General features: G+C 67.3%; 24 protein-coding genes and 2 pseudogenes. 10 read left to right on the forward strand and 16 right to left on the reverse strand.

Annotation, left to right across the window (positions count from 1 at the left end; translation table 11 throughout):
• Positions 1-44: 44 nt before the first annotated feature.
• The 5 genes from BN1555_RS29255 (at position 45) to BN1555_RS38570 (ending at position 3,074) form a co-directional block, all read left to right on the forward strand.
• A complete protein-coding gene (locus tag BN1555_RS29255) occupies positions 45-1,061 on the forward strand; it encodes an ATP-binding cassette domain-containing protein (RefSeq protein WP_093802155.1) in 1,017 nt (338 codons plus the stop codon).
• Positions 1,058-1,858, forward strand: a complete 801-nt coding sequence (locus BN1555_RS29260; RefSeq protein ID WP_093802156.1) for an ABC transporter permease — start codon at positions 1,058-1,060, stop codon at positions 1,856-1,858. Before BN1555_RS29255 ends, BN1555_RS29260 begins: the two co-directional genes overlap by 4 nt.
• A 46-nt stretch (positions 1,859-1,904) precedes the next feature.
• Positions 1,905-2,222, forward strand: a complete 318-nt coding sequence (locus tag BN1555_RS29265) for a hypothetical protein (RefSeq protein ID WP_093802157.1) — start codon at positions 1,905-1,907, stop codon at positions 2,220-2,222.
• Positions 2,165-2,614, forward strand: coding sequence for a hypothetical protein (locus tag BN1555_RS29270; protein ID WP_093802158.1), 450 nt, complete (start codon positions 2,165-2,167; stop codon positions 2,612-2,614). Before BN1555_RS29265 ends, BN1555_RS29270 begins: the two co-directional genes overlap by 58 nt.
• Positions 2,615-2,762: 148 nt before the next feature.
• On the forward strand, positions 2,763-3,074 hold the full coding sequence (locus tag BN1555_RS38570; protein ID WP_141662898.1) for a hypothetical protein: 312 nt from the start codon (positions 2,763-2,765) through the stop codon (positions 3,072-3,074).
• A gap of 328 nt (positions 3,075-3,402) precedes the next feature.
• Here BN1555_RS38570 and BN1555_RS40710 read toward each other — a convergent pair whose 3' ends face one another.
• The 3 genes from BN1555_RS40710 to BN1555_RS29285 form a co-directional block, all read right to left on the reverse strand.
• A complete protein-coding gene (locus BN1555_RS40710) occupies positions 3,403-3,504 on the reverse strand; it encodes an Rv0909 family putative TA system antitoxin (RefSeq protein ID WP_255306231.1) in 102 nt (33 codons plus the stop codon).
• Between the two features lie 273 nt (positions 3,505-3,777).
• Complete coding sequence (locus tag BN1555_RS29280) at positions 3,778-4,038, reverse strand: GlsB/YeaQ/YmgE family stress response membrane protein (RefSeq protein WP_093802159.1); 261 nt, start codon at positions 4,036-4,038, stop codon at positions 3,778-3,780.
• 269 nt (positions 4,039-4,307) lie between these two features.
• Positions 4,308-4,577, reverse strand: a complete 270-nt coding sequence (locus tag BN1555_RS29285; protein WP_093802160.1) for a hypothetical protein — start codon at positions 4,575-4,577, stop codon at positions 4,308-4,310.
• Between the two features lie 229 nt (positions 4,578-4,806).
• Here BN1555_RS29285 and BN1555_RS29290 point away from each other — a divergent pair, with 229 nt between their 5' ends.
• Together BN1555_RS29290 and BN1555_RS38575 are read left to right on the forward strand one after the other, a co-directional pair.
• Positions 4,807-5,898, forward strand: a complete 1,092-nt coding sequence (locus BN1555_RS29290) for a YihY/virulence factor BrkB family protein (protein WP_093802161.1) — start codon at positions 4,807-4,809, stop codon at positions 5,896-5,898.
• A 268-nt stretch (positions 5,899-6,166) separates the two neighbouring features.
• A complete protein-coding gene (locus tag BN1555_RS38575) occupies positions 6,167-6,484 on the forward strand; it encodes a hypothetical protein (RefSeq protein WP_141662899.1) in 318 nt (105 codons plus the stop codon).
• 501 nt (positions 6,485-6,985) lie between these two features.
• On the opposite strand, the pseudogene BN1555_RS29300 reads toward BN1555_RS38575, so the two are convergent.
• From BN1555_RS29300 to BN1555_RS29320, 5 genes and pseudogenes are all read right to left on the reverse strand, one after another.
• Positions 6,986-7,252, reverse strand: a pseudogene (locus BN1555_RS29300) (DUF4235 domain-containing protein).
• Entirely contained in the window at positions 7,252-7,692 is a 441-nt protein-coding gene (locus BN1555_RS29305; RefSeq protein ID WP_093802162.1) for a DUF3618 domain-containing protein, read from the reverse strand. The pseudogene BN1555_RS29300 and the gene BN1555_RS29305 overlap by 1 nt, the downstream one beginning before the upstream one ends.
• The gene (locus BN1555_RS29310; protein WP_093802163.1) at positions 7,689-8,114 is read right to left on the reverse strand and encodes a phage holin family protein; all 426 of its coding nucleotides are present in this window, start codon (positions 8,112-8,114) and stop codon (positions 7,689-7,691) included. Before BN1555_RS29310 ends, BN1555_RS29305 begins: the two co-directional genes overlap by 4 nt.
• A gap of 95 nt (positions 8,115-8,209) precedes the next feature.
• Positions 8,210-8,407, reverse strand: a complete 198-nt coding sequence (locus BN1555_RS29315; protein WP_093802164.1) for a YegP family protein — start codon at positions 8,405-8,407, stop codon at positions 8,210-8,212.
• A 106-nt stretch (positions 8,408-8,513) separates the two neighbouring features.
• Entirely contained in the window at positions 8,514-9,062 is a 549-nt protein-coding gene (locus BN1555_RS29320) for a phosphatase PAP2 family protein (RefSeq protein ID WP_093803725.1), read from the reverse strand.
• A 185-nt stretch (positions 9,063-9,247) separates the two neighbouring features.
• Here BN1555_RS29320 and BN1555_RS29325 point away from each other — a divergent pair, with 185 nt between their 5' ends.
• From BN1555_RS29325 to BN1555_RS29335, 3 genes are all read left to right on the forward strand, one after another.
• Positions 9,248-9,841 carry a DNA-binding protein gene (locus BN1555_RS29325; protein ID WP_255306232.1) on the forward strand — a complete coding sequence of 198 codons (594 nt, stop codon included), beginning with the start codon at positions 9,248-9,250 and terminating at the stop codon, positions 9,839-9,841.
• A 193-nt stretch (positions 9,842-10,034) separates the two neighbouring features.
• Complete coding sequence (locus tag BN1555_RS29330; protein WP_141662900.1) at positions 10,035-10,877, forward strand: hypothetical protein; 843 nt, start codon at positions 10,035-10,037, stop codon at positions 10,875-10,877.
• 39 nt (positions 10,878-10,916) lie between these two features.
• Positions 10,917-11,486 carry a hypothetical protein gene (locus tag BN1555_RS29335; protein WP_093802167.1) on the forward strand — a complete coding sequence of 190 codons (570 nt, stop codon included), beginning with the start codon at positions 10,917-10,919 and terminating at the stop codon, positions 11,484-11,486.
• Positions 11,487-11,558: 72 nt separating this feature from the next.
• On the opposite strand, the gene BN1555_RS29340 is transcribed toward BN1555_RS29335, so the two are convergent.
• The 8 genes and pseudogenes from BN1555_RS29340 to BN1555_RS29380 all read right to left on the reverse strand — a co-directional run bounded on the left by BN1555_RS29340 (position 11,559) and on the right by BN1555_RS29380 (position 21,785).
• Positions 11,559-12,038, reverse strand: a complete 480-nt coding sequence (locus BN1555_RS29340; RefSeq protein ID WP_093802168.1) for a hypothetical protein — start codon at positions 12,036-12,038, stop codon at positions 11,559-11,561.
• Between the two features lie 104 nt (positions 12,039-12,142).
• On the reverse strand, positions 12,143-15,508 hold the full coding sequence (locus BN1555_RS29345; RefSeq protein WP_255306233.1) for a hypothetical protein: 3,366 nt from the start codon (positions 15,506-15,508) through the stop codon (positions 12,143-12,145).
• Between the two features lie 44 nt (positions 15,509-15,552).
• Complete coding sequence (locus BN1555_RS29350; protein WP_255306234.1) at positions 15,553-17,847, reverse strand: hypothetical protein; 2,295 nt, start codon at positions 17,845-17,847, stop codon at positions 15,553-15,555.
• A gap of 55 nt (positions 17,848-17,902) precedes the next feature.
• A complete protein-coding gene (locus tag BN1555_RS29355) occupies positions 17,903-18,532 on the reverse strand; it encodes a hypothetical protein (protein ID WP_255306235.1) in 630 nt (209 codons plus the stop codon).
• Between the two features lie 602 nt (positions 18,533-19,134).
• Positions 19,135-19,593: a hypothetical protein gene (locus BN1555_RS29365; RefSeq protein ID WP_093802172.1), complete on the reverse strand. Its 459-nt coding sequence runs from the start codon at positions 19,591-19,593 to the stop codon at positions 19,135-19,137.
• 185 nt (positions 19,594-19,778) lie between these two features.
• Positions 19,779-20,279, reverse strand: a pseudogene (locus tag BN1555_RS29370) (transposase); the annotation flags it as partial.
• Between the two features lie 101 nt (positions 20,280-20,380).
• Positions 20,381-20,908 (reverse strand): GNAT family N-acetyltransferase, encoded by a 528-nt coding sequence (locus tag BN1555_RS29375; protein WP_093803726.1) that lies wholly within the window; start codon positions 20,906-20,908, stop codon positions 20,381-20,383.
• 70 nt (positions 20,909-20,978) lie between these two features.
• Positions 20,979-21,785 carry a CmcI family methyltransferase gene (locus tag BN1555_RS29380; protein ID WP_093802173.1) on the reverse strand — a complete coding sequence of 269 codons (807 nt, stop codon included), beginning with the start codon at positions 21,783-21,785 and terminating at the stop codon, positions 20,979-20,981.

The following is a 21,785-nucleotide window of genomic DNA, read 5'->3' on the forward strand; positions in this document are numbered from 1 at the left end:
CAGCGCGACTCATACCGCGACTCATACCGCGACGAAAGGCAGCGATGACGGAGCGGCACAACAACGCGGCGATACGCGCCGAAGGGCTCACCAGGAGCTTCGGGGACAAGCAGGCCCTGGCGGGTGTGGACCTGGAGGCGGCGCCCGGCACCGTGCTGGGGGTGCTCGGGCCGAACGGGGCGGGCAAGACCACCACGGTGCGCGTGCTGTCGACGCTGCTCCGGCCGGACGGCGGGCAGGCCTGGGTGGCCGGGCACGACGTGTGCGAGGACCCCGAGAGTGTCCGGCGCAACCTCGGCCTCTCCGGCCAGTACGCGGCGGTCGACGAGAAACTGACCGGCCGCGAGAACCTCTACCTGGTCGCTCGCCTGTACGGGATGGGACGGCACGCCGCCCGGCGCAGGGCGGAGCTGCTGCTCGGAAGCTTCCGGCTCGAAGACGCCGCCGACCGGCCCAGCGGCACGTACTCCGGTGGAATGCGCCGGCGCCTCGACCTGGCGGGCGCGCTCGTCGCCCGCCCGCCCGTCGTCGTGCTGGACGAGCCGACCACGGGGCTCGACCCGCGCAGCCGGGCCGACACCTGGGCCTCCATCCAGGAACTCGTCGACGGCGGTACGACGGTCCTGCTCACCACGCAGTACCTGGAGGAGGCCGATCAGCTGGCCGACACCATCGTCGTCATCGAGCACGGCAGTGTGGTCGCCCGGGGTTCGGCGTCCGAACTCAAGGCCCGGGTCGGCGGCGAGCGGCTGTCACTCACCGTCGCCGACCCCGGGGCGCGGGCGGCGGCGGCCGAGATCCTGGGCGCACTGGGCCCGCACGCGCCGGCCCTGGATTCCCGTACGGGCCGCTTCACCGTCGCCACCGAACACGGTGCTCAGAGCCTCGAATACGCCCTGGGCTGCCTGCGGCTGGCCGACGTCGCCGTACGGGACGTGGCACTCGCGCCGCCCACCCTCGACGACGTCTTCCTGTCCCTGACCGGCCAACCGGAGACGTCGCGCAGACCGGCCGCCACCGGCGGGACCGCCGGCGCGGGCGCATCGGAGGCAGGGCGATGACATCGGTGCGGCGACTGGCCCGCGACTCGTCCATCGTCGCCTGGCGCAATCTGCTGAACCTGCGCCGCACCCCGGGCTCGGTGATCGCCGCCCTGGTGCAGCCGGTGATGTTCGTACTGCTGCTGGCGTACGTCTTCGGGGGCAGCCTCGGCGGGGCGGACTACCGGACGTTCCTCATGGGCGGGATCTTCGCGCAGGCCGTCACCTTCAACTCGGCGTTCACCGCCCTGGGTCTGGCCAACGACATGGACAAGGGCATCGTCGACCGGTTCCGGTCGCTGCCCATGCCCAGGATGGCCGTGCTGCTGGGCCGCACGATGTCCGACCTGCTCATGAGTACCGTGACGTTGGTCGTCACCTCCCTGTGCGGGCTGCTGGTGGGGTGGCGCATCGGCGCGTCCGCCGGCGACGCGGTACTCGCGTACCTCCTCATCCTGCTGTTCGCCTTCGCCATGTCGTGGGTCGGCGCGGCCATCGGGCTGATGGCCCGCAGCGTGGAGGTGGCGCAGAGCGCCGGCCTGCTGTGGCTCTTCCCGGTGACCTTCGTGTCGTCGGCGTTCGTGTCGACGCACACGATGCCGGGTCCGCTGCGGGCGGTGGCGGAGTGGAACCCGGTCTCGGCCACGGCGACGGCCGTACGAGACCTCTTCGGCAACCCGGCGCCCAGGGGTGTCCCCGTGAGCGACGCCTGGCCCGTCGTCCACGCCCTGCCGTACGCGCTCGGCTGCGCGTGCCTGATCACGGGGGTCTTCATGCTGCTGGCGCTGACGCGCTTTCGCCGGGTGACCCTCGGATGAGAACACTCGGTGGGAGCCGTCACGCGCCACCCGGCTCCGTTGCGCCATGGACGCCTTCCGGCGGTGGCTGTTCGACACCGCAGGCAACCAGCAGCCCGTCGGCCCGGCGCTGTTCCTCGCCGCGCCCGGGCTCTACTTCGCCGGATCCGACATCTCAGGCGACGACTTGTACGAAACGCTCGCCTGCCTGGCGGAGCACAAACTGATCGAGCGCATCGACACCGACCTCGCCATGGTCGCCATCACGCCCCGGGGCGTCAGCCGCGCCCTGTCCGGGGGAGGGGAGCCGACACCCAGCAAGCAAGCGTGCAGGACCGCATCAACCAGCCCCGCCCCGGCACCACGTACAGCACCTGCCTGCTGAACGCCAAGGGCGTCATCATCGGCGAGCAGCAGCACTTCACCCAGAACAGCACCAACGGCGTCGACCCGACGCCGTTCGCCCAGCTCGCCGGGTACATCGGCCAGGTCAGCACCACCCTGGGCATGTCCGGGACGGACCGCGTGGAGCTGGAGCGCGTCGCCCAGGACCTCCACGCCGAGGCGACCTGCGAGGACCCTGAGCCGGGCCGCCTGCGCCAGTTCGCCACCCAGCTCAAGGACAGGCTCCTGGAGGCCGGCACCACCATCGCGGCCACGATGGGCGTACAGGTGGCCGACCAGGCCCTCGCCACGCTGGTTCAGCAGCCCTTCCCGCAACGCTGCGGGCCCCGGGGCCGGCCAGGACGTCCCCGGGGCCCGGCATGGGGGCCGTGACGACCAACGACGCTGCGATCCCCGTCGTCACGAGAGGCGCAACCGGATCCCCGGCACGGGCGCGCGTACAGCCCCCTTGACGCTGGCCGGCAGGCGGGTGGATCGTGACCCTTCGCATCACGCTCCCCCCCCCGAAAGGGGGGCTTGCGTGTCGTTCACCTGGAGTTACGTGGTGAACCCCGACGGCTTCTTCGGCCGCGTCGGAAACCTCGACGGCAGCCTCGACAACGTCAGCGACGAACAACTCGCCCGGCTGCGCCCCGACCGGAACGAAGACGAACAGCCAGCCCGGCCCGCTGTTGACCGGCGTATGGATGGAACTCTGCCCGTGCCTGCGGCACCCGTCGTCCGGCCGCCCGCGCGTTCATTGAGTGGTACCGGGCCCCCGGCTGTGACCGAAGGCGCTGCCGGAGCTCTTCGAAGGGGGAGAGAGACCAAGTCCCTGCACGCCCACGGCTGAGACCGGCCACGTCCGCGCCTTTCGGCACCTGTGTCTCGTCACCGGGGAGAGGGGAAGTGGAAACAGTGACCGCTCGCCGAACGGTGACCGTGACGGAAAGACGAACGGACCGTGTGGGGCCCTGGGGCCGGCGGGGTTTCGCGCACGCGGTTCCGGCCCGGTTGCCCGTCGGCTCAAGGGCGCTGCAGCAAGCGGTGGGAAGCGGCCCACGTGATCAAAACCCTGGACCGGGCCTCCGCCTGAATTTTACTGAAGGAGTGAACGTTTGTCGCTCCAGGCATGGGGAGGTCCCCAGCGCGGGCGCTGGGGACCTGGGTCGGGAGGCTGCTCAGTGGCCGGCCGTGTCGCCCCCGCGGTAGGAGCGACGGGCGGCGTCGGCAGCCTTGTCGGTCTGGGCGTTGTACTTGTCGCCGGTACGTTCATCGGCCACGCGTTCCGCGCTCTCGACGCCCTTGTCTGTCGGCCTGCTGTGGGTGCTTTTTGGCCATATCCTTGGCCTTGTTCGTCATATCGCCCAGCCTGCTCATGAGATACCTCCTGTGATAGTGCCGGTGTGTCGTCGTTCGTTGCGGCAGAGCCGCTGTTTCTTTCCCCGATCCGCGTGTGCGGTCGCGCGGCCGTGCTCAGATGTCCATGTGGCCGCTTTGCGCGCGGAGTGCCCAGGCGGTCCGGAAGCTGTGCCGGCAGGGCATGAGCGTGGGAGTCAAGCGTGTCGTCGTGCCCACAGAGGGGCGACGAGAGCGATCAGGACGGCAGCGATGCCGATCTGGAAAATGTGCCGGATCCAGTCGATGCCGCCGGTGTCGCGCACGCCGAAGCCGCTGGCGAGCGCATTGCCTGCGACGGCGCCGCCGATACCGAGGAGGACTGTCAGCCACAGGGGAATGGGCTGACGGCCAGGCAGAACGAGCTTGGCCAGCAGGCCGATGACGAGTCCCGCGATGATGGCCCACAGGAATGACATGACAACTCCTCCTGTTCTGCTGTCCCGGTCTCTTCCGGGAACCTGTAGTTCGCATGCCCGAACAGCTGCCCTGTACTTGCTACCGGGTGGCGAAGCCCGGTGCAGAGCGGAGCCCGGAGCACAAGCGAGCGCTGCACATTCATTTGTGCCGTCGCAGCCAGGTGAGGCTCACGCACGGCGATGTTGCTGCGGTCGTCTCACGCGGTCGCCTCGCTGCCGGTCCCTTGGGACGGGGGCCGGCAGCGGGGCGGATGATTCGCGTGCTGGTATTAGCTGCCGGTGGGGGTGACGCCGAACATCAGGGTGCGACGGCCGATGTCGTAGTGGACGGTTTCGGTGTTCTCCAGCAGGTCTTGGAGAACGTCGGCGTCGTTGGCGTCGACGGTCAGTACTTCTTCCCAGGCGCCTTCGTCCAGGACGAGCTGGAGGGTGAAGGTGCCGGGGACGCCGGGCTCGCCGGCTACCCAGCTGAACTGGTAGTGGCTGAGCTGGCGGACCTTGATGCTGTCGTCGGTGAGCGGCTGCTTGACCCTGGCCATGGATTCTCCTCGCTCAACAGGTGGTGTGGCACGCGACACAGCCCCAGGGGACATCCCGGCGCTCGGTTCCAGCGCGGTCGGCATCTGCTCTCGGGCGGTCATCTCTTGCCCTCCTGCCTCCTGGGTGTCGGCTCCCCTCCGGCTCACCAGCATCGGCGGAACGAAACATCCGCAAGCACACGTAAGAGGAATCTGTTTTCGTGCCGCCGAGTGCGGTTACCCGCCTGGCATGGCACGGACACCGCAACCAGATGAGCACCGAAACGAACCCGGCCGCCACAACGGCTCCGAGCGCTATTGGGACCGTAAGAACGGCGAACCCGACAACCGGCAGGGGGCAGACAGCATCAGATCGGATCCGGAAGTGGAGCGCAACGCACCGGATGCGCCGACCGCGATGCCGAAGCGGTCGTGGTGGGCGGTGCTGAAGCGCACGGCCAAAGAGTTCAAGGACGACGAGCTCGCCGACCGGGCCGCGGCTCTGACCTACTACGGAGTTCTCTCCCTCTTCCCTGCTCTGCTGGTGCTGGTCTCTTTGCTGGGGATCGCGGGCAAGACCGCCACCCAGCAGGTGATGGACAACCTCCAAAAGCTCGCTCCCGGCCCGGCCCGGGACATCATTTCCAACGCCGTACAGCAGCTGCAGGGCAACGGCGGCACCGGGTCGCTCATGGCGATCGTGGGTCTGGTGCTGGCAGTGTGGTCGGCCTCCGGCTACATCGCGGCGTTCATCCGCACCTCCAACGCCGTCTATGACATGCCCGAAGGCCGTCCCGCCTGGAAAGTTCTGCCGCTGCGGCTGGTGCTGACGGTGGTCCTGATGGTGCTGGCGGTCGTCAGCGCGCTGATGGTGGTGTTCACCGGCCCTCTCGCCCAGCGGGCCGGCAGCGCGCTGGGTGTCGGGGACACCGCCATGACGGTGTGGTCGATCGCCAAGTGGCCGGTCCTGGTCCTGCTGGTCACGATCATGATCGCGATCCTGTACTGGGCCGCACCCAACGCGCGCGGCCGCGGGTTCAAGTGGGTGACTCCGGGCAGCTTCCTGGCGCTGCTGCTGTGGATGGTCGCCTCCGCCGGCTTCGCCCTCTACGTGGCGAACTTCGCGTCCTACAACAAGACCTACGGCACCCTGGCCGGCGTGATCATTTTCCTGGTGTGGCTGTGGATCACCAACCTCGCGGTCCTCCTCGGCTTGGAATTCGACGCGGAGATGGCCCGCCAGCGCGCCATCGACGGAGGCCATCCCGAAACCGAGGAGCCGTACGTCGAACCGCGCGACACCGCCAAGTGGACCGAGGAAGACCGCCGCCGCCTCGACTGAAAGCAGCCGTGCTTGCACGACCAGGCTTCCCGACCCGGCCAGCGGCATGATCGCCGCAGGCAGGGAAGGGGCTCGGGCATGACGATGACGCCCCTGATGCCGCAGATGAGGACCGCACCTGGCAGGAAGCTCTGTTCACCGCGGCCGTGCAAGGAGCGATGTGAATTGATCAACGCCGCTGCGGCCGGGACGACGCCGTAATCATGCACCGCTTGACCGGTACTTGGCCCGGCTGACAGGCATCGACTACCTGAGACAGGAAGGATCAATGGCCCCACACCGTGACCTGCACGCTCTTACTGCGGCGGCCGTGACCGCCACGGTTCTCGCGGCGCGATGGTGGTCGGTGTCCCGCCATCGTTGGCCGTATCGGAGGGCCAGCGCCGCCAAGGCCCCCTGGTGGCGCATCGCCCCCCAGGCGCCCTCACTCGATCCGGGTGTCGACCGGCTGGCAGAGCTTCATGCCTCGATGCTCGACCCCACTGCCGGCCAGGCTCTGCGCGAGACCGACGGACACCTCGACCGGTACTGGCGACGACTCCAGCCGCTCTATGTCCGGCACGAGGACGACTCCGGGGCCAGTTAGCACTCATACTCACCCGCTCTGGCTGACGCTCTCAGGGATCTTGAAAAATGAAAGCCTGGAGCGCGATCCGGCGCGGGGGCACGAGCCATTTCCCCAGTCCCGGTGGCCGAAGGTCACCCCGATGCCTGGCCGGAAGCGGACCAAAGCGGTCACGACCGTTGGACGACCGCATCGTCGGTGACGGACGTGAGTGGCGAGGTCGTTGCGATGGGTAGGACTCATAGATTTGGGACGGCCGGGGCCCACCACCCGAGGACCGAGATACGCGTTCGTCCCTGCTCCGACGCCGTGCGTCCGAAGCTACATCTCCGTCGCGTTCAAGGGGCCGACCGGCCGCGAGCACGCTGTCTCCCTCGTCGGGCGGGCCGGGGACTCTTGACGAGGGTGGGTGCCATGCTGGTAGGTGTGCCCGCCGCGCTGCCCTTGCTGTTTCCCATGCGGCGGGTGCACCCGCGCCGAGCGACGGGCGGGTGCACCCACGGCTGGGGTTTGGTGGCCGGGTCAGCCGGGCCAGGTGCCGGTCAGGCGTTGCACGGTGGTGGCACCGGCGCGGTCGACGGCTGCTTTGACGGCGGCGAAGATCGCGCCTTGGAGGGTGGCGGCGAGCAGGATCTCCTACCAGGTGCGGTCCTCGTCGGTGGCGTCGGGGGCGTCTTCGTCGTGGCCGAGGACTTTCCAGACCTGCTTGAACAGGGCGCCGGCCGCGACACCGCTGAGGGCGCCGAGCGCCAGCCCGACGGGCTTGTAGGCGATCTTCGAGGCTTTCATCAGCACCCCCTCTTCTTACGGCGCACGAGGACGAGCACGGCAAGCGCAGCGACTCCGGCGATGAGCAGGCCACGGTTGCCGCGCGCGGTCTCTGTTGCCTGGTACGCCTTCTCGCGGACCGGGTCCGGGGCCTTCTCCTGGAACTTGTCTGCCACGGCAGCCGCTGCCCGGGCGATCTGCTCCTTGGTCTGCGCGGCCTTCTCACGCACCGGCTCAGGAGTCTTGTCCTGCGCCAGGCGCAGCGCTTGAGTGGCCTTGTCCTGCACCTGGCTCTTGACCTGCGCCGCCTTGTGCTGCGTCTGGGCTTTGACATCAGCCTTGGCGGCCAGCGCTTCGACGGTCTGGCCGAGCTCTTCGCGGGTCCCTTCCACCTGCTCGCGCAGTTCTTCAGGGGTAGGCGTCGAGCCGTTGGAGCCGTTGTCCTGCGGGTTGATCGTCATCGGTGCGCTTTCTCCTTGATCTCAGCGACGTCGGCCTTGACGCCGTTGATGGCCCGCTCAGGGGCGGGCGGGGTCGCCTGGCTGATCTGCTTCTTGCCCACGGCGGCAAGCACCGCCGCCAGCAGCGCCAGGACCACGGTGACGGTCAGCGCCGCGGCCCACAGCGGCCACAGCAGGTCCAGGGCCACGATGGCGGTGGCGGCGAGGGCCTGCAGGGCGAGGAAGCCGATCACTCCGGCTCCGCCGAACAGGCCGCCGCCGATTCCGAACCGTTTGCCCTTCTGCTGCATCTCGGCCTGCGCGAGACGCAGTTCCTGGCGCATCAGCTGGGAGATCTGCTCCGACGCCTGCTTGACCAGCTCACCGACCGGCTCCTGGGCCTGGGTGCCCTGGCGCGGCGGGGGATCCATGGACGTACTCATCGGTGTACCTGCCTTCACTGCTCAAGCCGGGCGGGAAACGTGATCAACCGCCCGGGTGGTCGGTGCGGCATGAGCGCCGGCGCCCGCCTGGGGCGTCAGCTTTCCTTGCCGCTGCCAGGGGTGACGTCGTGGACGGGGGCGTCGGCGTTGCGTTTGACGGAGTCGATCCCATTCAGGCAGGCCCGGTGGGTTTCGTAGTGCTCGCTGGTGGCGATGACCTGCCCGTTGGTCGCGATCAGTACGAAGTGGTAGCCCTTTGCGGGCTGGTGCCGGACCTCAAACCGTGCTGCCATGACGCCTGCCTTCCGTTCGTGCCCGCGTAGCGGGGTGGGTGGTTGCCCGGCGCGTACCCGACCTCTGCTACGCCATGCGGTTGCCCGCCACCCCTCCACGGGGCGGTCACAGCACCTGGCGGAGCAGCAGCTGTGGTGCGCGGTGGACCAGCCAGGCGCTGGCCAGGCCGATCGCGGCGCCGGCCGCGACGTCGCTGGGGTAGTGCGCCCCGCTGTGGACGCGTTCGACGGCCACCATCGCGGCGGGCACCGCGGCCGCCGCTCCCCACCACGGCGAGAGCACGGCGACGGCGGCAGTGAAACCGACAGCTGCGGCGGTGTGCCCGGAGGGGAAGGAGGAGGAGTCCGGCCGGTCCTCGACGTCGTCGTGCGGGATCAAATCCGCCGGAGATCTGCGCCGCTCGTACAGCTGCTTGCATACAGCGTTCCCGATCACCTGCGCGCTCAGCATCCCGGCCACGCCCGCCACCGCCGCTTTGCGCTCTCTGCGCCCACCAGTGACGGCCATCAGGAGACCAGTGGCCCACCAGAGTTTCGTCTTCTCGGCCGCGGACTCCACCGCCGGCAACACCTGCCGTGCCCAGGGTGATGTCCAGGAGGCGGCCCGGCGGGTCAGCTGCCGGTCAACAGAGTGGAGGTCATGGAGGAGCTGCATGACCACCCGGTTCCCCTTGCCTGGTGTTCGACACTCCGTCTCAACCACAGAGCGTCCCGGATCAAGCATTGCTTCACGACACGGGGTCAGTCTTTGCCGGTCCATCTACGCGGGTAGCGAGGGACACCTAGGGAGTACACGACAAACCACCTGGGGGCCGCGCCGAGCGCGCCTATGATCGATGCATGCCGTCGTCCCTTCCCACGTCTCTTGCTGTGTCCGACGCCATCACCCACTACCGCCAGCTGCGCGAGCTGAGCGTCGACGAGCTGGCCTATGTGCTCCGGATGCTCGATCACCCGATCTCGGCAGACGCCCTCGCGGAGATGGAGCGATGCGCTCGCCCCGTGACCGTCGACGACCTCGTCGCGATCTCCTATGCCCTCGATACGACCCCAGCGGTGCTGCTGTCGCACATTCCCATCGACATGCCGGAACCCGAGGGGCCCCTCGCCACCGGGCTCCCCCGTGACGTCGACCAGACCGAGCTCCGCGCCTGGCTCGAAGGAAAGACCACGCTTGACCGCGAGTCGCGGGTGAACTGGTGGAAGGAGCGGATCGCCCGTCTCAGGGTCCGGTCGGCACACCACGAGGAGCAGCTGCAGGGTGCGTACGCGGAGCTGTGCGAGCTCGGTGACCTGGCGCTCCAGGAAGCTGACGCCCCGCCGGTGCAGCGTCTTAAGTGGCGCATCCAGGACGGCGAGCACGCGCTCAACCAGTCCGAAGTCGCACTGGCGCTGACTGAGCATCGACTCGACAACCTCCAAGAGGACGCCTGACAGTCGAGTCCTGGCCAGTCGAAGTCGCTTATCCATAGGCGCCTTTGACTGGCTTTCCGTCGTCAGGTGGTACATCTGGTACATCAACCTGCAATACTGATTGCTCGCATTGCGAATGCCTTCACAAGCGTTGATCTGGGAGGACGGCGCCACCTGGACACGCAGGACTGAACGAGAGAAAGCGGGGGCGATCATGACTGAGGATCAGCCTCAGCTACCCGAGCAGCCGACACAGGGCCATGCATCAGCATCACAGGCCGTGCCGCCGCGACCGCAGGTTCCGCCCGTTGTCACGGCCGAGCAGTGGGCCGCCGGGTTCCAGCAGACGCATCATCCGATGTCTGAGTACCAGACCGCTGTTCATGCCAGCCTGATCGTCCACGAGCGCCGGCCTCGTGATCCGTCGATGGAGCAGATGGCCGACGGAGCCAGGCAGGTCGTCAACAGTGCCCGGGACTTCTTCAACACCAAGGTCGCGCCGGCTGTCGAGAACTCTGGAGCCAAGGAGTTCTTCAGCAACCGCGTTGTCCCCGCTGCGCAGAGCGCCGCGCGCTCGATGCGGCAGAGCACCTCGCGTCCGGGACTGGCCAAGCTGAGGGGGCTGCCCACCTTCATCCTTACCGCCGCGGCGTTCCTGGCGATCATCTCGCTGTTCATGCCGCTCGCTTCAGCCATGGGTTTTTCCGTCAACTACTGCAGCGACGAGGCCGGTGGCGAGGGCGGCTTCCTGCTCTTCATCATGCTCGTGGCCATCGCCGTCTCTGCCGTGGCAGTCATCCGCAAGGCGAACTGGTCCCGCACCACCGCCGGAGTCGTGGGCATCGTCGCCGGGCTGATCGGCATGATCGACGGCTTCGGGACCATGGGTTCCATCAGCGGCACCCGCTACGCCTCCGTCGGGGCAGGCGTGGTGCTCCTGGCGCTGCTGTCGGTCGTGGTGCTGGCTGCTGCAGTCCTTGTCCCGCTGCCGCCGCGTCAGGCCTCTGCCGTTCCGCCGATACCGAGCATGCCGCCGGTCCAGCCTCCGCAGAGCTGAACCAAACCGACTGTCCAAAACGAACGAAGGAAGAACGCCATGAACTCCACCAGGACCGCACGTGCGACGCGGACCAGGACCGCCGTGTCCGCCGCGGCCCTGGCCGCGGGTGCTCTCATGCTCACCGCCTGCAGCGGGAGCAGCGATGCTGCTTCCTCGCAGAGCCCCAGCAGCAGCCAGGCCTCCAGTATCGACGGTGCCTACATCTCCATCACCGACGGGGCGCGCGGCGGCATCGCCGCCATCGACGGCCACAAGATCACGTACATCAACGTCACCGCTGGCGACCAGCAGTGCCAGCTGACCACGAAGGCTCTCGACGACAGCAAGCACGACTCGATCGTCAAGGACGGTAAGACCGACAAGGGCCAGTACCAGGTTCTCTCGACCGGCACGATCAACGACAGCCGGACCAGCGTGCTCTGGGACGACGTCAACGGCTCCGACCAGACAGGCACTGACCCGGGATCCGGCTCGATCTCGATGTCGAACAGCATGATCACGCTCGGGTACACCTTCGCCTACTCGATCGACCAGGTCCAGCTCATCCCCGCCGACAGCGACCAGGCGAAGGCCTTGATGGCCAAGGACTGCAACCAACACAGCTGATTGCCGCACCACCCAGGCAGCACAGAACCCGGTGGATATCACGTCCACGGGGTTCTGTCTTCTCTCTGACACCTACTCCTGGAGCTGCTGCGCCCGGTACTCCTCAATCGTCTCCGGTGGCCGGCCGTACTTCGGCGCGTGCTGCTCGACGAAATCCACCTCAGCCCACGCTGCCGATTGCCGGATCCTCGACCGGGCGACCACGACGAACACCATGGCACTGATGGCGATGTTGACCAGACACCACCCAGCCAGCAACGCCGTCAGCACCACAAGCAGACCGTCCTCGATCGCCAGGGTGACCAGAACGACCAAGCCTGCGCTGTTGATCAAGAGACTGGCCACGTACCCCTCGAACGTGCCGGACAGGCGCGCCAGAGTCCGCGGCTCGTCGCGATGCTGCACAGCGCGCATCATCTCGCCGACGAACACCACGGTGGCCACGGCCGCCGCAGTGCTCAATGCCAGGTCGCGGACCCCGGTGATCCACCATCGCGCCGAGCGCCACCAGCCGCGCGGGAACTCGCCGCGAAGCCTCGATCCGAGCCTCATGCTCTTCCCCCTTCTCCTCCTGCCGCGCAAAAGACGACGCACCCGGTGAGGACGATCGCAATGATCGCCCTCACCGGGTGCGTCAGCCCTCCACGCTCGCCCCATCAGTCCTGCGGCTTCTCACGCCGGCCCCGGCGAAGACCACCGGCCGGCCGCTGCTGCGGCTCCGGAGTCTCCATGCTCTGAGGGGCCGGATCGGCAACCCGGCGCGGACGAGGGCGAGGGGGACGAGGGCGCGGAACCGGAGCCTGCCGCGGCGAAGGAGTCGGTGCAGGAGCCGACGTCCGCGGAGCCTGAGCCCGCGGGGCGGGCGTCTGGCGCGGCGTCGGCGTCGACGCCTGAGTCGAACCCGGCTGACGCGCTGCCTGCCTCCGAGCCGGAGTCCGCGCACCAGGCGCAGCCGGAGTCTGACCCGAAACCGGAGCGGCCACGGGACGAGGAGCCGACGTTCCGGCTCCCAGCTGCCTCGGAGCCGGGGTGTCCTGAGCGGAGCGCGTCGGATGCGTGCTCGGCGCGGCCGGCTGCCCGGAAGCAGGAACGGGAACAAGAGCAGGAGGAGCGCCGCTGAAGCGCTGCGGTGCAGCCTGCTGATTCCCGCCCGAGGAACTCTGCTGGCTCGGGGCACCCGTGCCGAACTGCGTCTGGCCCGTCTGACCGGCGACAGCCTCTCCGCTGGTCGGGACAGAACCAGCGCCGCCGGCGCTGCTCTGCCCCTGAGCACCACCGCGAGAGCTCGACGGCTCCGTGGACGAGGCCAGAACCTCGCCGGGGATGACCTTGTTGCCGTCCGAGGTGTACCCGAGATTCGACAGGCCGCCCTGGTTGCTCAGGCCCAGCGCCGTCTGCTTGTCCAAGCGCGAGTTGCCCGCTCCACCGCTCGTCAGCTGCAGCGGACCACCCTTGTCGTCGGGTCCGTCGCCCTGAGCACCTGCGGGACCACTGCCGCCCGGCAGAGCCTTGGCGCCGTTACTGCTTCCGCCGGAGCCACCACCGGGACCACCACCGGGACCACCACCCAGCGCCGGGCCATGCTGGCCGCCGCCCCCGAGGACCAGTTGCTGCGGACTGGCGGTCAGCGCCGTGGTGTGACCGTTCGTGCCGCCGGCGTTCGTCGACGGCGTCTTGCCCGCGGGCTTGCCCGTGCCCGGAGACGCCGGACCGCTGGTCTTGCTGTTGAACCCGTTGGCGAGCTTGTTGCCCATGGCCATACCCGCGCCGGCCCCTGCACCTGCGGCCAGAGCAGGCATCAGCCCACCCTTGTCCGGCTTCGGCGCGGTGTTGGTCTCCAGGAACTTGTCCACGAGCTTGGTGACCACCTCGTCCATCGCCTGCAGCACCGTCTTGCGGACCCGCAGCAGAGCGAAAGTGATGCCCATGATCAGCAGCGACGAGATGAGCGTCAGGATCACCACGATGATCCCGCCGAGCGCAGCGCTGCCCCACAGGCCGCCCGGGCTCATGAAGCTCGACACGGGCCCAGTCATGATGTCCGGGACCGAGATCAGGAACTCCGAGACGAACTGGTAGATGAACAGCGTGACGAGAACCTCCAGGATCAGCGCCATGGAGTAGACGATCACCTTGGCGATCGCGGCCATCGCGCCCAATGTCGCGAACGGCACGGCCGCTACGAGGCCGAAAATCCGCTTGACCGAGCCGGCCAGCATGCCAATGGCGTACCAGAAGCCGAGCAGGACGATGGAACCCAGGACCGTGGCTGCGTTGGACCAGTACATAAACTTCGCCGGACCCGTGCCCACCTGGCTGACGGCCATGTGGTTCTCGCGGGTGAAGCCGGACGTGGCGTTGTTCGAGCTGTACATGTTCAGCGAGCTGGGGCTGAACCCGGTGTTGAGGTAGTTGTACGCCGCCAGAGGAGACAGGTTGCACGAGGAGGGCGTCTTGCCCACCGTGAAGCCGCAGTTGCTCTTCGTCCCGGTCGTGGTGAAGACCGTCGAGTCCTTACCAGGACGAGAGGAGGTCAGGCCCGTGCCGTCGGTCGAGATCACCGGGTGATCCACCGGCTTCGGCCCCTCCTCCTCACCGAACTGCTCTACGTCGCCGTAGCTGTCCTTGTCGACGAACCAGCTCTTCTTGACATCCGCGCTCTCGTCCAGCTGCGTGATCGAGCTCTTGATCCCCGACTCGAAGTCGGAAGCCGCGATCTCGTTGCTGCCGATGTACTTGCCGATGATCCCGAAGGTCGAGAACACCGCCTTGAAGTCATCCGACGCACCGGTGCCGACGGAGACCGTGCCGTCCTTCCAGGCCGACTCGGCGTCGTTGGCCTTCGTGCCGATGCTGATGCCGTTGAACGTCGCTCCGTGGGACTGCTTGTTGATCGCCAGCGCGCTCGTGCGTACCGACATCATCGCGTCAGAGCTCGCCTGGTCGCCGTTCCAGGAGACAGTGGCCTGGTCCGGGATCCCGAGGCGGTCGTTCATCATCCACGCCTCGAAGTCGACGTAGGTGCTCAGCACGACGCGCGTCGGACCGGCATGCTGGCCGAGAACCGAGTTGTCGAACTTGTCGAGCACGCTGGTGTACAACGAACCGATGAGCGGCAGGCCGACGCCGATGAAGACGACGCGCACGATGAGCTTCTTGATCGCCGAACCCCGGTCCATCTTCTTGAACATGACCAGGCCGATGAGCAGGACGCCGATGAAGATCGGCACCAGCGCCTGCCACGAGATATCGACAAGCAGGCCATACCAACCGCTGATCCAATGCTGGAGGCCCGAGAGCGCGCCGCCTCCGGTGTCACCTCCCGTCATCCCGTCGGCGAAGGTCGGATTGACCGCCCTGACCGCCTGGTAGAACCACATGAAGGGGTTGATGAGCTTCAGGAACTGGAGGAGGACGTAGAACAGCGTGCCGACCGCCAGCGCCAGGGCGTAGAGGACCCAGATGATGGAGCCTCCGATCACGCTCACGATCTGGCCGCCGATGCCCGAGGACATCATGTCCAGGCCGAGGTCAGCGTTCGCCGCCCCGAAGTGCGCGTAGTCGAGCATGCCCGAGTACTTCGCGTTGCCCTTGTCGTCTTTCGCTGCCAGGGTCTCGTACGTGACGGTCTGCGAGGACCCCGACACCTCAGCGAAGAACCAGCCCACGATGTTGCCCAGGCTGAACTCCGAGTCGGCGTAGCCGAGCATGGAACCACCCGAAGCAGGACTGCTCGTGACCGGCTTCCAGTTCTCGTGCATGCCCTTGTCGTTCGACGGCGAGTTCTTCTCGCTGAAGTACGAGCTCGCATTCGAAGCCAGCTGGTAGAGGCTGTAGTTGTCGCGCTCCTTCTGGTCGTCCGCGGACGCCGGCAAAGAGGTCGCCATCATGAGGACCGGCACGAACAGCGCGGCCAGGAGCACGAGGGCGAGCCCGCGCGCGAGCCTGCCCTGGCGGGCTCCGCCACCGCCGTGGCCGGCCCAGGCATGCAGCCGCGCCACCGCCGTGATCGTCCCGTTCATCGTCTCTCCTCTACTCCTCGCCTTCGTTTCAGCGCTGACCTCGCTCATGCCTTGACCAGCTTCTTCGGCTTGGGCTTCCTCGCTGGCCGCCTTGCGCCGTCCTCGGGCTGCTGCAGGCTCTTCTTGCCGTCGCGGCGCTTGCCCCCGTCGCTCTGGCCCGCGTCAGCCTCGCCGTCGCCGCCCTCGCTGTGCTTCCGGATGCTGGTGAGGTTCGCGCCCGGTGCCGGCTTGTCGTGCATGATCGCGTCCATCCGCGCCGCCTCTTCGGCCCTGGCCGCCTCCAGGCGGACATGCCTGCGCTGGGCCTCCCGGTAGGGGTTGATCCCCAGTGCCAAATCCAGGTGGAAGACCACGTTGGAGACGCCCCGGCGCAGGTACGTGAGGTTCTCGCCCTTGGTCGTGATGAGCTGGGCGAGATCCGGCGGAATCCGCTGGTGCAGCTGCTTCTGGTATTCCGCCACCGCGCCGTCGCGCATCGGGCCGAAGAGCGTGTAGTCCGCGGCGTCGAACTTGTTGAAGTCGCTGTCGGCCAGCATCGTGTCGACGTCGTTGTAGCTGTAGACCACCCGGCCGCCGCGCTCGTGCATATGGTCGAACTGGTCCTTGATGTACTTCTTCACCCGGTCGTCGATGTGCTCGGTGCCGTGAATGATCACCGTGTCGCCGAGCCCCAGCTTGCCGACGGCGAAGCCGACGATGTTCACCAGCTGCGCCATCGCCACGCCCTTGCCACGGCGCATGAGCCGCGAGAAGTCGTAGACCACGCGCCGCGAATCCCGGACCCCGTCCACGGCCGAGGCCGTGTGGTTGTTGAACAGGTCGCCGTTGGTGCTCAGCATCGCGTTGGCGATGCCCCTGAGCACGTTGTAGGCGCGCAGCTGGTCCGGGTCGGTCTTGCTGGAGTTCAGCAGCGCCTTGTGCGCGGTTGCCAAGTAGGAGACGAACATCTGAAGACGCGGCACCTGGGTGTGCGGGATGTTCACCACGCGCAGGCGGTGACGCTGCTCCTTGGCGTTGTGCCGCCACATGCCCTGCTCGATGTAGAAGTCGGTCGCGGTGTCTTCGAGGGCGCTGCGGATGATCGAGCCGACGGCGCCATCGGTGGTCTCGTAGAGCTGCTCGAACATCAGCTTGAGCTTCTCCATCTGGGCGGAGAAGACCGTCAGCTCGTCCTCCTCCTCGCCGAACATCTCGAACATGTTCACGTCGCCCTGATTCAGGTCCACGCGCGAGGTGAGCCGCTCGAACTTCGGGCCGAGCTTGTCGAGGTTCGCTCCGTCGAGGATGAGGTGGACGACCTGGCCGTTGTTCAGCAGCGCCGCCTGAGAGATCTTCGAGCACCACATGTTGGCCACCCGCTGGCGGTCCAGGTACTCGCTGAGCGTGGCGTCGGCGACGATCGCGTGGTGGTCGTAGGCGTTGACGTCCATGAGCACGGCGCTGTTGTTGACGTCGCCGACCATGTAGCCGACGTACTCGCCGCCTCGGTCGTTGAGGCCATTGGTCACCAGCGAGTACGAGCCGGCCAACTCGGTCGAGGTGAAGTGGAAGCCCTTGCCCTTCTTCTTCTCGTTGTTCTTCCACAGGCCCGAGAGCTCCTGACGCTGCTCCCCGGCGTACGGCGCAGCCTTCAGCGTGCCGAATCGGTCGATGTACAGACGCGTGACCCGGTCGATCGTGTCGTCCAGGGTCGCCAGATCGGGGGCCTTGAGGAAGAGCCGGTTGTGCACCGAGAGGTAGCTCGCACCGTCCTGGATCTCGCCGATCGTGACCCCGAGGTCACCGGAGATCTTCGCCGCCTTGCGCTTGGAGGAGGTCGTGCCCGTCTCCTCCTGCTCGTTCGCATCCAGCCGGTCCAGCTTCTCCGACTGCTTGGTGTACGAGTCGATCCACTTCTCATCCATCCGCTTGACCTGCTCAAGCACGACGGCGGTAACCCGCTCGTCCAGGCCGTCCGGGATCCGGTCGATACCCCAGAAGGCGGCGAAGTTGTCGTGCGCCGCGTCGTCGTGGAAGTACGCCAGGATGCAGGCGACCGAGCCGTCGACCTCGAAGTAGTCGGAGCGGAAGAGGTACCTCTCCTTCGGCTTCAGCGCGAGCAGGTGAGGGTAGGCGTCGAACGTGCCCTGGAGGTGCTTCACCTCCCGGCGGCGCTGCCACCAGTTCTTCTTCGGCTCGGCGGCCTCATCGGCTGCGCCGTCCGCCGGCGCAGCGTCCTGCACGCCCTCAGCCTGAGCAGCACCGTCCGCGCGCGGATCATCGACCACGAGCTCCGCGGTCTCATTCGTCTCGTCAGGCTTCTTTCCCGGAATGCCGAGCTGTGCCCGGACTTTCGTCATCAGCGCCATGGTGTCCTTCGTTCGTTCCTCGTCGTGGTGGCCGGCCTGGCGCTGGTCAGTTCAGCGACGCCTTGAGATCGAGCAGTTCGTCGTCGATGCCCTGGTAGAAGACCCGGAGCATCGGCAGGGCCTCCTCGCGGTCGAGCATCGCGGCTTCCCTGATCATCAGAGTCGAGCCGCCGACCTCGGCCTGGAGGACCTGGTGCCCCTTGCGCAGTGCGTCGGCGTTCTTGCCCTTGAGCAGCAGGTACTGGTGGATCGAGGTGAACTTCCCGCCCACGTGCTGCGTGAGGATGTCGTACTGCTCGTTCTGCAGCTCGATCAGGTCGGGGTCACGGACCTGCAGGGCCTGGTTGCGCCGCTCCAGGTTCGCCACCTGGTGGTAGATCCGCTGCGGCTCCTTCGTCGTGATGAAGCTGTGCTCGCAGGCCGTCTCGACCTTGCGCCAGAAGGAGTCGACCCGGTCGAGGATCCCGACCCGGTCCTCGTCGAAGAGCAGGTAGCTAGCCGAGCCGACGACCAGGTAGACCCGGCCTTCGCCGCCGTCGGAGAAGCGGATCAGCCCGTCCTCGTCGATCCCGTCGATGCCGACGATCGAGTAGAAGTCCGTGGGATTCGAGCTGCGGCGCGTAAAGACGTGACGGGCCTTCGGCGGCAGGTAGGCCAGGAAGGCCGGCACGCGCATGATGCGCAGCTCCTTCGTCCTCATCAGCCCGCCGAAGTAGGCGATCGCCGCCAGTCCCCAAAGAACGAAGAACGTGATGGCGACTGGGCCCGAGCTCGCGACGAACGTCGACGTGCTGAACCACAGCAGGGCGAGGCCGCCGCCGCCGCCGAAGAGCAGCTGCTTGATCGGGGAGGGCTTGGCCGCCCAGCCTCCTTGCTCAGCGTGATCTCGTGGTCGAGGAAGCTCCTGTTCAGCGAACTCGGCACCTTATAGGACAGCTTCGCCATGAACCTCTCATCTCCCCTGCGATCTTAATGACCAGCGATTGCCCTATTCGAAAGACCTCATATGTGAGGTGTGTGGATGGCATCCTATCTTAGATAAGTCATTCGAATCGAGAGTGAAAGAGTCCTGAATGGTGATGTGCGGCGAGTCGGACTAGTGGGTCCGAGTCGTCGGGTGTTGTCTGAGCGGCTGACAGATCAGTCGCGCCGCAGGAGCAGAGCCCATCGCTACCGGCTCGAAGCGCGGAACGTCGTAGCCCAGGTCGAGCACGGCCAGCGCATCGGCGAAGCCGTCCCGATCGAGGATCTCCTGACGGACCGGCATCGTGTGTGACATCAGCGGTGGGGGTTGAGCGCCCGCAGGCGTTCCGGGAAGAGCGCGTCTCGCTGGGGCGGGGTGAGGGTGCCGGTCTCGGGGTCGAGGTGGCCCCATGTGCCGTGCTCGCCGCGCCCGCACAGCATGAGGGTCAAGGTCGCTCCGGGGGGCGAGTGCAGTTCGGTCACTTCGTGGTACAGGTCCCTGTCCACGGTGTTGGCGCTGCCCTGCCCGTGCTCCCGTTCCGTCTCCGCGCGGACCTGGCCGTCGACGAGGAGGTACCGGTCCTCGGAGTATCCGCCCGCGAGGATCTGGGATTCGAAGGGCCACGGGTGCGAGTGCGGGAGGGGGCCGTCCGTCCCTCGAGTGTCGGGCACGTGCCAGAAATTGATCTTGACGGTCCGGTCGCGGTCTTCCGTCAGCGTGAGTTCGGTTTTGCTGAGCCGACCGATGCCGTCCGGGACCAGCCACCACGACATCGGCGCGGTGAACTGCTCCCAGGTGAGCGGGGCGAGGTCGGCGGCGTAGGCATCGACACCAGCGGCCGCCGTCTCGTAGAGCGCGGTGGTGAGTCTCAGCCCGGGGGGCGATCAGCGCAGGGTCCATGCCCGGGAGACTGCCTAACGAGCTCGTGCATGGTTGGCGGTAGCGCGTGGAGGGCGGTGCCGGCGGCGTTGTCGTACGCGGAGGCGGCCAGCACGACCACCTCAATGATCAACCCCAACACATCCACGGCCAGTCCCCGCTTGCGCCCCGACACTTTCATGTTGGCGTCCAACCCCGTCGTGATCCTTGGGACACCCGCCGAGGCGCGGATGGACTGGGTATCGATGATCACAAGGGACGGGCCCTCTAACCGGCAAGCCTTCTCCCGTACCTGACAGCGCAGGAGTTCCTGGATCCGCTGGTCCAGCCCGTCTTCACGCCACAGTCCGAAGTAGTAGAACACCGCCGACCAGGCCGGGAGGTCATGCGGCAGGAGACGCCATTGGCAGCCCGTCCGGTTCTGATAGGAGATCGCGTTCACGATTTCCCGGAGGTCATAGACCCCGGGATCCCCGGTCGCCGACCGCGCCACCCTGCCCTGCTTCCAGGCCGTGATCATCGGCTCGATCAACGCCCACTGCTCGTCCGATAAGTCGCTGAGGTACGGCTCTCTCTTCACGCCCGCATCTCAACATGAACATGCCCACCAGTCGCCCCCGACGGCGACCAGTACCACGATCGGGCAATCACGAACCGAGGAAGATCGGACTTAACGCCCACTCAGTCGCCGAGGATCCGTTCCCACAGCAGGCCGTCCCGCCAGCTCCCGTCGAGGAGGATCGAGGAGTGGGAGACGCCGTACGGGCTGAATCCGTTGCGGCGCAGTACCCGTTGCGATGGCAGGTTCTCCAGGTTGGTGGAGGCCTCGGCGCGGTGCAGGCCGAGTTCGTCCGTCATGACGCGGAGCACGTGGCCAACGGCGCGTCCGGCGTGCCCTTGATTCTGGGCGACACTGGCGATCCAGTATCCGACGGAGCCGCGGCGTAGGTGTGGCTGCGGCAGGATGCCTCCGACGGTGACCTGTCCGATCACGCGGTCGTCGGCGAGCACCACACCCGGCCAGATGGTGCCGGCCCGGTGTCCGGCGAGCAGGCCGTCAATCCGCTCTGCCTGGCCCTCCGGGGTGAAGAAGTCGGCGGGTTGTGCCGGTTCCCACCGTCGGAAGGCATCGACGTCCCGCATCCGATGGGCGGCGATCGGGGTGGCGTCGGCGGGCTCGATCAAGCGGATCGCAGTACTGGTGTGCATGGGGCGGTCCTTGTCGCGGTGCATGGGGTGAGACGGTCGGGCCAGGGGAGGGCGCACATGTTGGCGTGCCCTACACCCGCCGCAGGATCGAGTCGATCGCGCAGCTCGAGTTCTCGCCGAACAGGTCCAGATACCGGGTGTCGAGCTGGTATCGATGCGGACTGCTGCGGAGGAACTCGCGGAGGGTGGCCCGCTTGGCCAGGCTGTCCTCGACCAAAAGGTAGTCCCCGGAGGTCAGTTGGGCATCGAAGAAGTCGAGCACGGCCCGGACGTGTGCGTGGGCGTCCTCGATCACCAGCCAGGGCCTGGGCAGGTCATCGGAGTCGGCGAGGACCTCGCCGAGACGTCCGACGTCCCCGGTTCGAAACCGCACCCGGTCGTCCGCCAGGTCCACTGGAGTGCGATCGATCGAGATGATTTCCGGTCGCTGGCCATGCGCCGCTGCGACGTCGGCCAGCCAGAGTGCGCTCCCGCCGCTGCCGGAGCCGAGTTCGATGATAGTGCCCGGGACCAGTTCGGCGATCAGCATCGGATAACCGGCCAGGTCGAACACCGTCTTGTACAGAGGCCGACCGGCCCACGTGAGGTGATCGGTGACGCCCTGGGTGGCGACGAAGTTTTGGACCGGGAATGCGAGGGCCGCGAGCACGTCCCGGTCGGATCGATCGAGGCGCGGCAGCGGATCCCGGTACCGGTCCCCTGTCAGCAGTGCGAGGTACCCGGTCAGTTCGTCGGACCGGCCGGTGCGCCGGGCCTCGGTCACCGCACCCCGGATGTGGTGGTCGTGATAGGTGGAGATGCCGCCCTGCCGCTCGACTTTCGCGGCCACGAGGCGCTCGGCGATTTCGGCGAGCCCCTTGACGTCGACTTCGTCCAT

It is taken from the genome of Streptomyces sp. Wb2n-11 (genome assembly GCF_001049855.1).
GTDB lineage: Bacteria > Actinomycetota > Actinomycetes > Streptomycetales > Streptomycetaceae > Streptomyces > Streptomyces altiplanensis.

What these genes read in the sequence shown, in the direction of transcription:
- BN1555_RS29255 (WP_093802155.1), top strand. Translation starts at nt 45, where the DNA reads ATGACGGAGCGGCACAACAACGCGGCGATACGCGCCGAAGGGCTCACC.
- BN1555_RS29260 (WP_093802156.1), top strand. Translation starts at nt 1,058, where the DNA reads ATGACATCGGTGCGGCGACTGGCCCGCGACTCGTCCATCGTCGCCTGG.
- BN1555_RS29265 (WP_093802157.1), top strand. Translation starts at nt 1,905, where the DNA reads ATGGACGCCTTCCGGCGGTGGCTGTTCGACACCGCAGGCAACCAGCAG.
- BN1555_RS29280 (WP_093802159.1), bottom strand. Translation starts at nt 4,038, where the DNA reads ATGTCATTCCTGTGGGCCATCATCGCGGGACTCGTCATCGGCCTGCTG.
- BN1555_RS29285 (WP_093802160.1), bottom strand. Translation starts at nt 4,577, where the DNA reads ATGGCCAGGGTCAAGCAGCCGCTCACCGACGACAGCATCAAGGTCCGC.
- BN1555_RS29290 (WP_093802161.1), top strand. Translation starts at nt 4,807, where the DNA reads ATGGCACGGACACCGCAACCAGATGAGCACCGAAACGAACCCGGCCGC.
- BN1555_RS38575 (WP_141662899.1), top strand. Translation starts at nt 6,167, where the DNA reads ATGGCCCCACACCGTGACCTGCACGCTCTTACTGCGGCGGCCGTGACC.
- BN1555_RS29305 (WP_093802162.1), bottom strand. Translation starts at nt 7,692, where the DNA reads ATGACGATCAACCCGCAGGACAACGGCTCCAACGGCTCGACGCCTACC.
- BN1555_RS29310 (WP_093802163.1), bottom strand. Translation starts at nt 8,114, where the DNA reads ATGAGTACGTCCATGGATCCCCCGCCGCGCCAGGGCACCCAGGCCCAG.
- BN1555_RS29315 (WP_093802164.1), bottom strand. Translation starts at nt 8,407, where the DNA reads ATGGCAGCACGGTTTGAGGTCCGGCACCAGCCCGCAAAGGGCTACCAC.
- BN1555_RS29320 (WP_093803725.1), bottom strand. Translation starts at nt 9,062, where the DNA reads ATGCAGCTCCTCCATGACCTCCACTCTGTTGACCGGCAGCTGACCCGC.
- BN1555_RS29325 (WP_255306232.1), top strand. Translation starts at nt 9,248, where the DNA reads ATGCCGTCGTCCCTTCCCACGTCTCTTGCTGTGTCCGACGCCATCACC.
- BN1555_RS29330 (WP_141662900.1), top strand. Translation starts at nt 10,035, where the DNA reads ATGACTGAGGATCAGCCTCAGCTACCCGAGCAGCCGACACAGGGCCAT.
- BN1555_RS29335 (WP_093802167.1), top strand. Translation starts at nt 10,917, where the DNA reads ATGAACTCCACCAGGACCGCACGTGCGACGCGGACCAGGACCGCCGTG.
- BN1555_RS29340 (WP_093802168.1), bottom strand. Translation starts at nt 12,038, where the DNA reads ATGAGGCTCGGATCGAGGCTTCGCGGCGAGTTCCCGCGCGGCTGGTGG.
- BN1555_RS29345 (WP_255306233.1), bottom strand. Translation starts at nt 15,508, where the DNA reads ATGAACGGGACGATCACGGCGGTGGCGCGGCTGCATGCCTGGGCCGGC.
- BN1555_RS29350 (WP_255306234.1), bottom strand. Translation starts at nt 17,847, where the DNA reads ATGACGAAAGTCCGGGCACAGCTCGGCATTCCGGGAAAGAAGCCTGAC.
- BN1555_RS29355 (WP_255306235.1), bottom strand. Translation starts at nt 18,532, where the DNA reads ATGCGCGTGCCGGCCTTCCTGGCCTACCTGCCGCCGAAGGCCCGTCAC.
- BN1555_RS29365 (WP_093802172.1), bottom strand. Translation starts at nt 19,593, where the DNA reads ATGTCGTGGTGGCTGGTCCCGGACGGCATCGGTCGGCTCAGCAAAACC.
- BN1555_RS29375 (WP_093803726.1), bottom strand. Translation starts at nt 20,908, where the DNA reads ATGCACACCAGTACTGCGATCCGCTTGATCGAGCCCGCCGACGCCACC.
- BN1555_RS29380 (WP_093802173.1), bottom strand. Translation starts at nt 21,785, where the DNA reads ATGGACGAAGTCGACGTCAAGGGGCTCGCCGAAATCGCCGAGCGCCTC.